Origin of the sequence: Peribacillus sp. FSL E2-0218 (assembly GCF_037992945.1) — a bacterium.
Classification (GTDB): Bacteria; Bacillota; Bacilli; order Bacillales; family DSM-1321; genus Peribacillus; species Peribacillus simplex_B.
The window spans coordinates 2367903-2380955 of the sequence record NZ_CP150304.1; the positions used below are offsets into that span (position 1 = coordinate 2367903).

Here is a 13053-nt window from a genome sequence, read left to right on the forward strand (position 1 = left end):
TGCAATTAAATGACAGATTAACCATTTTAGATTGTCGTTCAATCATTTTCACGAAAGAGAAAACGGTCTGGCAAGGAATAGGAAGCATCTATCCCGCCCCTCCCGAAAGTCATTCTCCAGTCGAATAAAAAATTGAAAAAAGAGGAAACTAAAAAAAATATACTCACTTTACAAAGGAGTTCACAATGGAAAGTAAATCCTTGCATATAAAATTGGATCAAACCCAGGAAAAATTGAAATCCATATTGGATATGCAGGATGATGTGGTTTTTAAAGAATTGTACATTCCCGGTTATGATCGCTCCGGAATATTCGTATTTGTCAATGGGACGATGGATTATCCAGCCTTCAATGAAATCGTCCTTGGTTTATCATCTGCCCAGATTGAAAAGAGCCATTCCGTTTCAGTCGAGCAATTGGTCATTTCCAAGATCTGTTCGGTAAAGGACGATGAAATTGAAACCTATGAAAAAGCCAAGGAGCATATTTTTGACGGGAAAACGCTCTTATTTATAGATGGAATAGCAAAGGGCTATGTCTTGAACCTCGAAAGAGAAAAAACACGCAATTTCACGGAACCTTCAACAGAGAGGGTTGTACGGGGCCCGAAGATGGGCTTTATCGAAAGCCTAAAGGAAAATATCGGGTTGATCAGGCAATATTCAAGCCATCCCAATCTCATTATCAAGCAACAAAAGGTAGGGACGTTGGAAAAACGTGAATTGGCGCTGATATATTATGAGGGAAAAGCAAGCGATAGATTAATAAAAGAAGTGAATAAACGGATAGATGGCGTGAAGGAAACGGACCTTCAGGATACAGGGATGCTGGAGGAATTAATCGAAGATACATCGTTTACCCCATTTCCGCAGATCCAAAATACGGAGCGCCCAGATAAAGTTTTATCTGCCTTGCAAGAGGGGAGAGTGGTGATCATGATCGACGGATCCCCGTTTGCGCTAATGGCACCAACGACGATCACGATGCTGCTGCAATCTCCCGATGATTATTATGAAAGATGGGTAGCGGGCACTTTCTTGCGGATCCTTCGGTATTTTTCGCTTTTTGTTACCGTTTTTCTATCTGGGATTTATATATCCTTGGTATCGTTCAACCCGGGATTGCTGCCGACAGAACTGGCGATGACCATCGCAGGCACAAGGGAGAATGTGCCATTCCCCCCGTTTGTCGAAGCCATCATCATGGAATTGACGATTGAACTGCTTCGAGAAGCGGGCATCCGTCTCCCAGCCCCGATCGGTCAGACAGTTGGATTGGTTGGAGGAGTCATCATCGGACAGGCAGCCGTGCAAGCGAATATCGTGAGCTCACTCATGGTGATCATCGTTGCCATCACGACAATCACTTCATTTACAGTCCCGCAATACAGCTTTGGGCTTGCGTTCCGGGCATTAAGATTCGGTGCGATGATTTTCTCTGCCGTCCTTGGTCTATATGGAACCACTTTATTCTTTATCCTCGTCATCAGCCATTTGTCCAAATTGACAAGCTTTCAAGAACCTTATTTTCAACCGCTCGATTTCATTGGGAAAAAGACTTGGAAGGATGCTTTCATCAGATTACCGAAACGAAAAAAAGGGGGGCGACTCTCTTGAACCATTTGGATGGCAAAATCATTAGTTCAGAATTGGCCGCAATCATTTCATGCAGCATGCTAGGAATTGGGATGCTGACGCTTCCAAGGACAATAACCGAAAAAGTTCACTCGTCCGATGGATGGATTGTCTTGATCCTTAACGGACTGCTAATTGGGTTGTTCATTTGCTTACTTGTTGCCATGTTAAAAAAACATCAGGTTACAAGTTATTATACCTATATGGAAGAGGCATACGGAAGGTTGCTCTCCAAAGTTATCGGTTTGCTCGTCGTACTGTACTTTGTAGGTGTGGCCAGTTTCGAAGTGCTTGCCATGAGTGAAATGGTCCGATTTTATCTGTTGGAGGATACCCCGGAAGAGATCGTGATTCTTACCTTGATTCTAGCAAGTGTGCATCTCTTGACAGGGAAAATTAAAGCGATAGCCAAAGTGTGTGTCTTCTTTCTGCCGTTGACTATTGTCATCGTCTTGTTCATTTACTTACTAAGTATTAGGATTGTCGATTTAAAAAACATACAGCCTGTCCTTGGCAAAGGCTTCCTGCCCGTGATGAAAGGGATGGGCACCGGTACCTTGTCCTTTTTTGGAATTGAGCTTTTCATCTTCCTGTTTGGTTTAGTGAAAAATCAAAAAAAGGTAAGGAGCGGGGTTTTACTCGGTTTTTTCATTCCCGTAATCTTATATGTGATTACATATGTTCTGGTTGTGGCTGCTTTGACTGTACCGGAAGTGAAAGCCGTCACCTGGCCAACGATTTCATTTATACAATCGTTTGAGGTGAAGGGAATATTCATCGAGCGTTTGGAGCTATTTCTTTTGATCACCTGGATCCTCCAGTTTTTTTGTACCCATGCAATTTACTCTTATTTTGCAGCAGAAGGCATGACGAAAATCTTCAACAATTCGTATACAACGAACCTGATCGTTCTCGTTCCCGTCATGTTCATCCTGGCGGAGATTCCGAAAAATACAATCCAGATTTTTAAGATGAGCGATATGCTGGGCTATGTTTTCCCTGTTATATTGATTGGCTTGCCCATTGTAACATTCGTGATCGTTCAAGTGAAAAGGAGTCGAAGAAGCCGATGAAAAGGTTATGGGTACTCTTGCTTATACCATTGCTTTCGGGCTGCTGGGACAGTGAAAACATCGAGGATTTATCCCTTGTGGTAGGAGTGGGAATCGATTTAAGTAAGAACAAAAACGAAATCAAGTTAACTCAGCAAATTCTCGTACCTCCTGGCTATAGCTTGCAGGAAAATCAAGCTAAATTAAAATATAAAAATGTTACCGTCAGTGCGAAAACGCTTCATGAGGCAATACGGGATTCCTTGCTCCTAACCAATACGGTCTTGACAAATCATCAACGAATTTTGCTCATCAATGAAGAAGTGTTAAGGGAAATCCGCATGGAAGCCATCATCAATCAGTCGATACGTGACAACAATACAAGAAGAAGCTGCTTTGTTTTTTTAACGAAAAGACCGACGAGGGAAATATTGGAGAGAGCGGACGACGGGGAGATTCCTTCTAATGTGATCTATGAATTGAAAGATAATGATAAGCGAACGAATAAAATCCTCCCCCCTTTAACATTGGGACAGGCTTCCTCCAGTTTACAATCAGATGGAAGCTTTGCCATCCAGGCTGTTGATATCAAAGGGGGAAAATTAATTTTGCAGGGAGCTGGGGTGATCAACGATTCAAAGTTGGTCGGGCTCATGAATAATAAGGATATCGAATCACTGAATTGGTTGAGTGGATCAGTGAAGGGCGGAATAATCGAAACGGCCCATCATGGTAAACCTTTCAGCGTTGAAGTGGACAAGAGGAGAAGCCGGAAAATCAGGACAGATTTGGACGGAGATCATTTGACGATCAATATTTCTGTAGCATACACAGCAAGACTTTCGGAAGATTGGTATGGCAAGGAAAATTCCTTCAAAGAAAGCTATTTAAAAGAAGCCGAACGTGATGCGGAGGAGAAGGTGACACGAGACGTCGAAAAGGTTGTCTGGAAATTGCAGCATCAATATAAAACGGGGGTAGCGGGGTTGTTCCGTTATGTGGAAAATCAGCATCCAGAGTATTGGGAGAAAAATAAGGAGAACTGGGACAAAATTTTCAGTGATGCCGATATCAATTACCAAATCGACTTAGAAATCATCGACTTTGGCTCAAAAGGTGGGATTAAGTGATTGTTCATAAATAAGCCTTCCTGAAGGGAAGGTTCCAGATTGTAGACAAAAGGGGGTTCGGAATGGAAATATTCCGAACCCCCTTTTAAAATTTCCTTTTGATTTTCGGCTAAAGTCAAGAGATAGGACTACTAAGAGCCCATTATAATAGGACATTTTTGGACCTTTCCATCTTTTGCCATAGCTTTTGAGAGGCACCTATCTTTCTATAGCAATCATTTCAAGTTGATGATTAGAATCATGCATGGAATGCATCCTCTTCCCCTCAAATTTTAAATCAAAAAAGACCTAAGGCAAAAGAGTTGTATCAAAAAATAAAAGTCCATTTGATTGGAGCGTGTGTACGCGGCGGCTGCAGGAAAAGAGCGTCTACTTGAGCCTTAGCGACGCCTGCGGTATGCGCACTTCCAAGTTCATAGGTTATATGTTCTTGGCAGGTTCGTAACTTCATGTGCAACCCGTATCCCCGATTGGATTCCTCCTTCGATCCAGGCTGGGGACGTTGAGGTATGCTCCCCTGCGAAGTGGACCCTGCCTTCAGGGGTGGGGATGTAGGGGAACAGGTCTGTTTCCTGACCAGGCTTAAACATGGAGAAAGCCCCATATGCATACTGGTTCAAAGTCCAGCTATAGGAAGCACCGGTTAAAAACTGATCGTATACTTGTTTTCCATGCACTTTTTCCAGATTCTTCAACGCATTTTGGATTCGGTCTTGTTCAGGAAGAATATCCCATAACGTGGCGTCATCTTCCCACGTATAGCTGGCCAAGAGAAGGCCGGATTCACTTTGATTAAACATGCTGTTAGGGTAATAAGCAAACCTGATGGGAAGGTCGGTCGACAATTTGCCGCCGAATATCCCTTCCCGCTCCCAAAACCGCTGCCTGAATTGAAGACCGATTTTTGTCGATGCAGCATAATGAAGTTCCCTAATAGCCTTCCACTTATTATGCGAAAAGGAATTCCGGGGCTCAATTTCGATAAAGGACAATAATTGAAGTGGGATCGTCACGATGGCAAGATCTCCGGTGACCGTTAAAGGCCTGTTGCTTTGAGTATGTTTAGAATCAATGGTGACCTGATTATTTTGTTGGATGATTTTTGTCACCTGATAATTAAAATTCAGATTTTCCTTCAATTCCGGTAGAAATGCATAGGGGAGCCGATCGTTGCCGCCCTCGATTGCATAGAAATTGATATCCGGATTAAAGAGCGGCATTAACTCGCGAAGGATCGCAGGAAAAGACAGCTCGGGGAAGCCCTCCAAGCCTAAAAGGACCTTTATGCTTTCAATCGCCCCCGTGGAAAGGCTGATCCCTACTGGATTGTATTGCAAAAAGAAGCTCATGGAGTATTTATCGAAGTCTCTAATGACGATGCTCCAATTATTGACAGGGTCTTGATTGATGAAGTCAGTCACCGGCTTAATTGCCAGATTAAGCAATTCTTCAGCTGTTTTCCCTCTTTCACGTGGTGCTACCGGATATTTCAGTATATCCGGATCTTGTTGGTATATGGCAGCCGTCGTCTTGATGCCATTTACATAAATGGGGTCATTTGGAGTCGTATTGGCAAAAGAGAGGGTCCGTAATTGGTATTTTTTAATATATTCAGCGACTAAATAGTGATAATTCGGGATGCGCATGGCACCAGCCTCAAGATAGGCATCATCTAGAAATGGCGCCCTCATAGTCAATATGCGCCCGCCGAGCCTTCCGCTTGCTTCCAATATTGTTACCTCATGTCCTGCTTCCTTTAAAAGGGAAGCGGCAACTAATCCAGAAATGCCGGCTCCAACGATGATGATCTTTTTTGGAGTAAAGGAAGGTCCCAGTCCATTTTTAATGACAGCGAGCATCTGATCGGGTGAAAGCGGGTCGTTGGAAAAGGCCAAAAAAAACTCTCCTCTCTGATTAAACATTCCTAATCGGGGATTTACTCTATCATATTCTAAAAGGTTCACCATTTATGAAGATTATTGATTAATTGGTTCCTTCATCAACAAAAATCATTCCACTAGTCAATAAAAAGGGTCCGTAAAGATACTGAATATATATCAACAGAAACCTCGCCAGAATATTCATTTCATTAGTTCCTCAAAAAACCTTTCAGCTAAGCAACTATATTAATGGATCCCATGAAAACTTAGTTTGTGGGATTTTATTAAATATTTTCCTTTCCTGCGGAGATACTACCAAGAGACAAAGGTTAGAAAGGAAGAAAGTATGGATCATTTACAAATGGCCCGTGCAATGTTCGGGACGAATATGGCAGTACATATCATATTTGCGACGATAGGCGTCGGGTTGCCGATGATGATGTTGGCCGCGGAATTGATGTATCAAAAAACAAAGGACCTACAGTATGTTGTCATGGCCAAACGCTGGACGAAAACATTAGGGGTGCTCCTTGGGGTCGGAATCCCCACAGGTACGATTGCTGGTGTGCAGCTATCCCTTTTATGGCCTGGATTCATGGAAGTGATTGGTCGAGTGATGGCGCTTCCGTTCCAAATCGAGATTTATGCATTCATGGTTGAGGCATTGTTCATGTCCATTTATGTGTATGCAGCTGAAAAAATCAAGCCATGGGCACGAATCGTGAGTTTGTTTTTTGTCGCATTCGGAGCATTGGCATCGGCTGTATTGATTTCAAATGTGCATGCATTTGAAGGAACGCCCGCCGGCTTCCGGTTTGAAAATGGGGAAATAGTCGATGTGGATCCTTGGGCGGCTTTTTTCAATCCAAGCTTCTTGGTGACAGCAGGGCATACGGCGCTTACGGCATATACAACAGGTGCTTTTGTCGTAGCGGCAGTTGCTGCGTATAAAATGTTGAAGAACAAATTCGGAACCACAGAATTTAATTTTCACCAAAAAGCGCTGAAGCTTAGCATCGTCTTGGGTTTGGTTTTTTCTTTTTTGACAGCGCTCAACGGACATTCGACCACACAGCATTTGTACCGCGAGCAGCCAGAGAAATTAGCGGCTGCCGAAGGCTTGTTCGAAACCACGGACCACGCTGGTCTTACCTTATTCGGTTATACCGATCGGGAAGCCCAGGAAGTGAAGTATGGGATTGAATTTCCTTGGCTCTTAAGCTTTTTATCAGGCAATAGTTTCGATACGGTCGTAAGGGGCTTGAACGATTTCCCTGAGGAGTATTGGCCGCCTCTTTATGTCCATATTTTATTCAATGCGATGGTGCTCATTGGTTCAGGTTTAATCGCTTTATCTCTGTTTGCTTTGGTTTGGAGTAAGTGGTTGAAAAAGGAAACCTATCCAAAGTGGATTCTCTGGTTATTTGTGGCGGCGGGTCCGTTTTCGGTGATTTCTATCGAATGTGGCTGGATTTATGCTTGTACAGGCAGGCAGCCCTGGACGATATACAGGATGCTTACCACTGCGGACTCCGTCACAACCTATGAGAATCTTGGATTTTTATTCACGATGTTCATTATCGTATATATCGTGTTGTGCGTGTCAGTCGTGTTTACATTGCTGTACTATTTCAAACGAAATCCGATAAGTGAGGATATATATAAAGCCGAACAAAAAGATGTGAGGCTCTTTGATTCCAATTCATGAAAGGAGGAAGGCAAATGAGCGATGCTCTTCTTGCAATTACGTTGGTTTGGGGCTTTATTTTTCTTTATGCCATCATGGCCTCGATGGATTTTGGTGCTGGTTTCTGGGCGATGACTTACATTAAAAAGGAAGAAACGAACGCTACGAAGATAGCGAACAGCTATTTATCGCCAACTTGGGAAGTGACCAATACATTTGTCGTCGGACTTGTCATTGCAATCTACAGCTTATTCCCAGGTGCGGTTTTCCCAATTGGAGTGGCCTTAATCGTTCCAGCAAGCCTGATATTGGTTTTGCTTTGTATCAGGAGTGCTTTCTTGGTTTTCTCCCATAGCGTAGACAAATATGAAAAAGTGCTGACGTATATTTCAGGGATTACGGGCTTGATCATCCCCGGCCTTTTGATCAGTGTCTTGCCTATCACACATCTAGGGTTTGTCGAAGGGGTGAAGGGGAATGAAGAGCTGAATTTAACGAAGCTTTTCACGAGCCCCAATGAATATGCCTTCTTGTTGTTCGGGGTATTCAGTACACTTTTTTTATCTTCCTTACTCCTATCCGACTACTCAAAGCAAGCGGATGAAATGAAAGCTTACAAAATCTATCGCAGGGATGCGATGATAACCGGACCGCTAATGCTAGTCATGGCCTTGCTGGTAATGGTTACATTAAAAAACGAAGCGAACTGGATTTATGTAGAAATGATGAAAAAATCATCATTATTACTTGTTTCGCTAGTCTTTTTTGTCTTAGCGGGGATAGCGCTTTATCTTCCCTATTTTTCTAAACGTGAGGTCAAAGGGATGCCGCGTCTCGCCGTCATTGCGATCATCATTCAATATTTGATCGGCAGCTATGTGTATGGCCTTGCCCATTTACCTTACATCATATATCCAAATGTCACGATCCATTCAGGCTTTACCGACCCTGCATCCTTCAGGGCGGTGTTTGCCACTTACATCGTAGGCTTTGCAATATTGGTTCCAGGTTTCTACTATTTCTGGTCGATCTTCATGAAGGACCAGCGCCGTAAGTTCAAACGACGACAAATGACCAATTAGTCCATCCTTTGAAAAGAGAGGTTATCACGATGAAAAAGTTAGATTTGCTAAAATATGCGGTTTTAGTTCTTTCACTCTTTGTGAGCTATCAGGCGGTTGAAGCGCATGATAAGAATTTTCAGGTTGATGGCACTTACATCTCCACAAAAAGGGATGTAACAGGGGACCAGAAAATAGACATCATCCAGGTTCACGGGCTGCCTTATAAAGCGGGAAGCAAGTTCCTGAAGCAAATTGAGTTGATTGTCGAAAGCGATCGCCGTACGATCAGCGTACCGTTAGAAGCTGGGTATGATCCTGAACTAAAGGTAGCGGATTTGAATAATGATGGACTGCAGGACATATTGGTCACGGTATTGATGGAAGGCAAGGATCGTTTGATCACAAGCCGTGCCTATACATTCAAGGATGGAAAAGTACATGAACTGGACATGCCTCCATCCGTGCCTGTAACGGCACAATTTTTGGACGGATACAAGGCGAAAATCAGTATTGAAGGACAAAAGCCTGTAGTGATGGATATCCGTTCAAGAAAAAAAGAATACGATGATTTGGGCATTTATCAGGACGGAAAGCTGAATGAACCGACAGAGCTTTTGGTGAATCCATACACGACGCTTGATATCAAATCAGTCTTTGGAAAAAGGAAGCGACTTATCGGAATCCAAAAAGTGAACGGGGCCGATGAACGTGATCCATTATTGGAAATCCAGTCGGTATGGACGTACGAAAATGAATGGAAACTTGTAAAAGCCAAGGTAAAAGAAATCAAGGCAAACAAGCAAACAAGGAGATAGAAAATATTTGAAATAGAATGAAGGAAGATGACAGCTCTTAATCTTGAGGGCTGTTTTTCAATTATATTTAAAAATTGACAATTTTTAAATATTTGGTAAAATCGAAATGAATCCAGTTTTATACATAACGGGTTATTGTCCACTGGATTAAATGTAAGCGGATACAAAGGTGGAGGTGCAGACCTACGGAGTTAAAGGAAAAAATAATAGAAAAATCGTTGACTCTCTTCGAACAGCATGGCTACCATGGTGTCTCCGTTAACGAAATCGTTAAGGCATGCGGAACAAGCAAGGGTGGTTTTTATCACCATTTCTCTTCCAAAGATGAGCTTTTATTTGTCATTCATGATTATTTTATTTCATATGTATTAACAAATGCACAGGAAGCCATATCAGCAAGTACACATCCAGCCGAAAAAATGAAAAAGATCATTCAATCATTCGTAAAAGTGTTTGACCTGTATCAACCGCACATTTCAGTATTCTATCAAGAAAGCATTTACTTAAAACCGCCATATGTGGAAGCCATTATGAAAAAGCGAAAGATGTATAAAGAAATTATATTTTCCGTCATCGAGGAAGGAATTGAAAAAGGCGTGTTCCGCAGCGAATTGCCGGTAGAAATCACCGGTATGTCGATCCTGGGGATGGTTAACTGGTCCTACAAATGGTACAAAAGGGACGGCGGAAAAACGATCGATGAAATCGGAGAGATATATATCGATTTAATCCTTCATGCATTATTGACGGATAAGTAAATGGAAAAGGAAAGCTCCCAGCCATCTTTACCCCATATCGCATAGATTATGGAATAAAGCGAAAAAGTGATTTGCACAGACCAACTAGTCGGTCTTAAATAGGAAGGGGAAGTGACAAATGGATTTCTCACTTACGAAAGAGCAGCAAATGATTAAGGAGATGGTTCGGGAATTTGCCGAAAAGGAAATCAAGCCAATTGCCATTGAATTGGACGCCAAGTCAATGTTCGCAGAGGATGTTTTCAAAAAAATGGGTAAACTCGGGTTACTAGGCATTCCTTTTCCTGAAGAATATGGCGGTTCGGGCGGCGATACGATTTCCTATGCCATCGCAGTTGAAGAAATCGGCAAGGCTTGCGGTGGAACCGGATTAAGCTATGCAGCTGCCGTTTCACTCGGAGCAAGTCCGCTTTATTATTTCGGTACCGAGGAACAGAAGCAAAAATATCTCGTTCCAATCACGACCGGCGAGACTCTGGCAGCCTTTGGATTGACAGAGCCGAATGCAGGCTCCGATGCAGGCGGTACGAGAACGACTGCCAAATTGGATGGTGATGAATATGTAATAAATGGTGAGAAAACGTGGATCACAAATGCCAGCTATTCAAGAACCATCACCGTTACTGCAGTATCGGGCAAGGATGCAAGGGGCAAGAACATCATCTCGGCATTCATCGTGCCAACCGATACGAAAGGGCTTACGATTAATAGCAATTATGAAAAAATGGGTGTCCGTGCTTCCAATACATGTGAAATCATCCTTGATAATGTCCGCGTTCCGAAGAAGAACTTATTGGGTGATCCAGAGAAAGGGTTCAAACAGTTTTTATTCACGCTGGATGGCGGAAGGATTTCGATTGCAGCTTTGGCAGTGGGCATTGCCCAGGCAGCCTTCGATAAGGCTTTGGCTTTTTCAAAGGAGCGCATTCAATTCGGGAAATCGATTTCAAGTTTCCAGGCGATTCAGTTCAAGCTTGCAGACATGGCCATGGAAATTGAATTGGCAAGGAATATGGTCCATAAGGCAGCTTGGTTAAAAGACATGAAAAAACCGTTTGCAAAGGAAGCGGCCTACGCCAAGCTGTTTGCAAGTGAAACCGCATTCAGGGCCAGTAATCAAGCGATTCAAATCCATGGCGGTTCAGGTTATATGAGGGAGTATGAAGTGGAACGTTATTTAAGGGATGCCAAGCTGTTGGAAATCGGTGAGGGCACATCTGAAATTCAAAGAATCGTGATCGCCAGGCAATTAGGGTGCTGATATGTAAGTGACGCAGATGAACCATGATGGTTGGATTCATTTTGGGTGATGGCAGATATTATCTATACAGCAAAGAGCGTTCATTCTTACCTTTATTCGATAGGAGGAATATGATGTCTGATTTGCTAGATGTTACGATCGGAAAACTGCTTGAAATGACCGCAGGGCGATATGGTGAGAATGAAGCGGTGGTGTACCATGAACTAGGCTTTCGCCATACGTACAGCGAATTTGAAAAAATTTGCAGGAAGGCAGCCAGGGGGTTTATGTCACTCGATATTAAAAAAGGGGAGCATATCGCCATCTGGGCGACCAACAAGCCGGAATGGCTCATTTCTCAATTTTCCACAGCGAAAATGGGCGGGGTATTGGTTACGGTCAATACGAATTACCGTACGAGTGAACTGGAGTATCTGCTCAAGCAATCTGATTCGACGACGATGATCCTGATGGAGCAGTACAAGGACCATTCGTATATGGATACGCTTTATGAAATTGTACCTGAATTGAAAACTGCAAAACCAGGAAAGTTGCAGTCTAAGAAACTGCCAAAATTGAAAAACATCATCGTTCTAGGGGAAACTCGGTACCCGGGCACATTTTCATGGGATGAAGTCATGGACGGAAGCCGCTCCATTTCGGAGAAGTCCCTTGACGGAAGGATGGGGGAATTGACTCCCGATGATGTTATCAATATGCAATACACATCAGGGACGACAGGATTTCCAAAAGGCGTGATGTTAACGCATTCAAACCTGGTCAACAATGGATTGAATGTCGCTGCATGCATGAAGCTTACAAAGGATGACAGGCTTTGCATCCCTGTCCCGCTGTTTCATTGTTTCGGCTGTTCCCTCGGCTCGATGGCTTCCGTTTCTGTTGGGGCGACGATGGTTCCTCTTGTGGAATTCAATCCCCGAACGGTCCTCCAGACGGTGGAGGCAGAAAAATGCACGGGGCTTCACGGCGTTCCGACCATGTTCATATCGGAACTTAATCTTGATGACTTCGACCAATACAATTTACGTTCTTTACGTACTGGTATCATGGCAGGCTCGACCTGTCCGATCGAGGTCATGAAAAGCGTGGTCAACAAGATGGGGATTTCCGAAATTACGATCACTTACGGGCAAACGGAATCGTCTCCTGGGATTACCATGACCAGAACGGATGACCCGATTGAACTTCGTGTTTCTTCAGTGGGAAGGGCCCTGCCGAAAGTGGAAGTCAAGATTGTCGATCCGGCCACAGGAGAAGAGGTCCAATCGGGTATGCAAGGGGAACTTTGTTCAAGGGGATATCATGTAATGAAGGGATATTATAACAACCCTGAAGCTACGGAGCTCGCAATAGACGGGGAAGGCTGGCTTCATACGGGAGATTTAGCGGTCATGGATGAAAATGGCTACTGCAAAATAACAGGCAGGCTGAAAGACATGATCATTCGCGGCGGTGAAAATATATATCCGCGTGAAATAGAGGAATTCCTCTATCAGCATCCTGCCATAGTCGATGTCCAGGTGCTTGGCGTCCCTGATCAAAAGTATGGGGAAGAAGTGGCGGCATGGATCATCTTGAAGCCGGGGGAAACTTTGACGGAGCAGGAAGTGGCAGATTATTGCAAAGGGAAAATATCGTTTCATAAAATTCCGCGGCACATCCATTTCACGGAAGCTTATCCAATGACCGCATCAGGAAAAATTCAAAAGTATAGGCTGCGTCAACAAACGCTTGACCTGCTAACGGGACGCACTAATTAAGGAGATGATATG

10 protein-coding genes are annotated in these 13053 nt (G+C 43.4%); 9 read left to right on the top strand and 1 reads right to left on the bottom strand.

Features of this window, described 5'->3' with window-relative positions; all coding sequences use genetic code 11:
• Nucleotides 1–185 precede the first annotated feature (185 nt).
• From MHI53_RS11440 to MHI53_RS11450, 3 genes are read left to right on the top strand one after another with little or no spacing between them, the layout of a single operon-like run.
• Nucleotides 186–1616 (top strand): spore germination protein, encoded by a 1431-nt coding sequence (locus MHI53_RS11440; RefSeq protein WP_061141465.1) that lies wholly within the window; start codon nt 186–188, stop codon nt 1614–1616.
• Entirely contained in the window at nt 1613–2707 is a 1095-nt protein-coding gene (locus tag MHI53_RS11445; protein ID WP_340373527.1) for an endospore germination permease, read from the top strand. Before MHI53_RS11440 ends, MHI53_RS11445 begins: the two co-directional genes overlap by 4 nt.
• Nucleotides 2704–3816: a Ger(x)C family spore germination protein gene (locus tag MHI53_RS11450; protein WP_061141464.1), complete on the top strand. Its 1113-nt coding sequence runs from the start codon at nt 2704–2706 to the stop codon at nt 3814–3816. The genes MHI53_RS11445 and MHI53_RS11450 overlap by 4 nt, the downstream gene beginning before the upstream one ends.
• Before the next feature lie 413 nt (nt 3817–4229).
• Here MHI53_RS11450 and MHI53_RS11455 read toward each other — a convergent pair whose 3' ends face one another.
• Entirely contained in the window at nt 4230–5675 is a 1446-nt protein-coding gene (locus tag MHI53_RS11455) for a flavin monoamine oxidase family protein (RefSeq protein ID WP_061141821.1), read from the bottom strand.
• A gap of 367 nt (nt 5676–6042) precedes the next feature.
• Between MHI53_RS11455 and MHI53_RS11460 the strand changes: the two genes are divergently transcribed.
• From MHI53_RS11460 to MHI53_RS11485, 6 genes are all read left to right on the top strand, one after another.
• Nucleotides 6043–7404: a cytochrome ubiquinol oxidase subunit I gene (locus MHI53_RS11460; RefSeq protein WP_340373528.1), complete on the top strand. Its 1362-nt coding sequence runs from the start codon at nt 6043–6045 to the stop codon at nt 7402–7404.
• 14 nt (nt 7405–7418) lie between these two features.
• Nucleotides 7419–8465, top strand: coding sequence for a cytochrome d ubiquinol oxidase subunit II (locus tag MHI53_RS11465; protein WP_061141462.1), 1047 nt, complete (start codon nt 7419–7421; stop codon nt 8463–8465).
• 29 nt (nt 8466–8494) lie between these two features.
• A complete protein-coding gene (locus MHI53_RS11470) occupies nt 8495–9262 on the top strand; it encodes a hypothetical protein (RefSeq protein WP_061141461.1) in 768 nt (255 codons plus the stop codon).
• 161 nt (nt 9263–9423) lie between these two features.
• A complete protein-coding gene (locus tag MHI53_RS11475) occupies nt 9424–10020 on the top strand; it encodes a TetR/AcrR family transcriptional regulator (RefSeq protein ID WP_061141460.1) in 597 nt (198 codons plus the stop codon).
• Nucleotides 10021–10138: 118 nt separating this feature from the next.
• Nucleotides 10139–11281 carry an acyl-CoA dehydrogenase family protein gene (locus MHI53_RS11480; protein ID WP_061141459.1) on the top strand — a complete coding sequence of 381 codons (1143 nt, stop codon included), beginning with the start codon at nt 10139–10141 and terminating at the stop codon, nt 11279–11281.
• A 113-nt stretch (nt 11282–11394) separates the two neighbouring features.
• Entirely contained in the window at nt 11395–13041 is a 1647-nt protein-coding gene (locus MHI53_RS11485) for an AMP-binding protein (protein WP_340373529.1), read from the top strand.
• Nucleotides 13042–13053 lie beyond the last annotated feature (12 nt).

What these genes read in the sequence shown, in the direction of transcription:
- MHI53_RS11440 (WP_061141465.1), top strand. Translation starts at nt 186, where the DNA reads ATGGAAAGTAAATCCTTGCATATAAAATTGGATCAAACCCAGGAAAAA.
- MHI53_RS11465 (WP_061141462.1), top strand. Translation starts at nt 7,419, where the DNA reads ATGAGCGATGCTCTTCTTGCAATTACGTTGGTTTGGGGCTTTATTTTT.
- MHI53_RS11470 (WP_061141461.1), top strand. Translation starts at nt 8,495, where the DNA reads ATGAAAAAGTTAGATTTGCTAAAATATGCGGTTTTAGTTCTTTCACTC.
- MHI53_RS11460 (WP_340373528.1), top strand. Translation starts at nt 6,043, where the DNA reads ATGGATCATTTACAAATGGCCCGTGCAATGTTCGGGACGAATATGGCA.
- MHI53_RS11450 (WP_061141464.1), top strand. Translation starts at nt 2,704, where the DNA reads ATGAAAAGGTTATGGGTACTCTTGCTTATACCATTGCTTTCGGGCTGC.
- MHI53_RS11455 (WP_061141821.1), bottom strand. Translation starts at nt 5,675, where the DNA reads ATGCTCGCTGTCATTAAAAATGGACTGGGACCTTCCTTTACTCCAAAA.
- MHI53_RS11480 (WP_061141459.1), top strand. Translation starts at nt 10,139, where the DNA reads ATGGATTTCTCACTTACGAAAGAGCAGCAAATGATTAAGGAGATGGTT.
- MHI53_RS11485 (WP_340373529.1), top strand. Translation starts at nt 11,395, where the DNA reads ATGTCTGATTTGCTAGATGTTACGATCGGAAAACTGCTTGAAATGACC.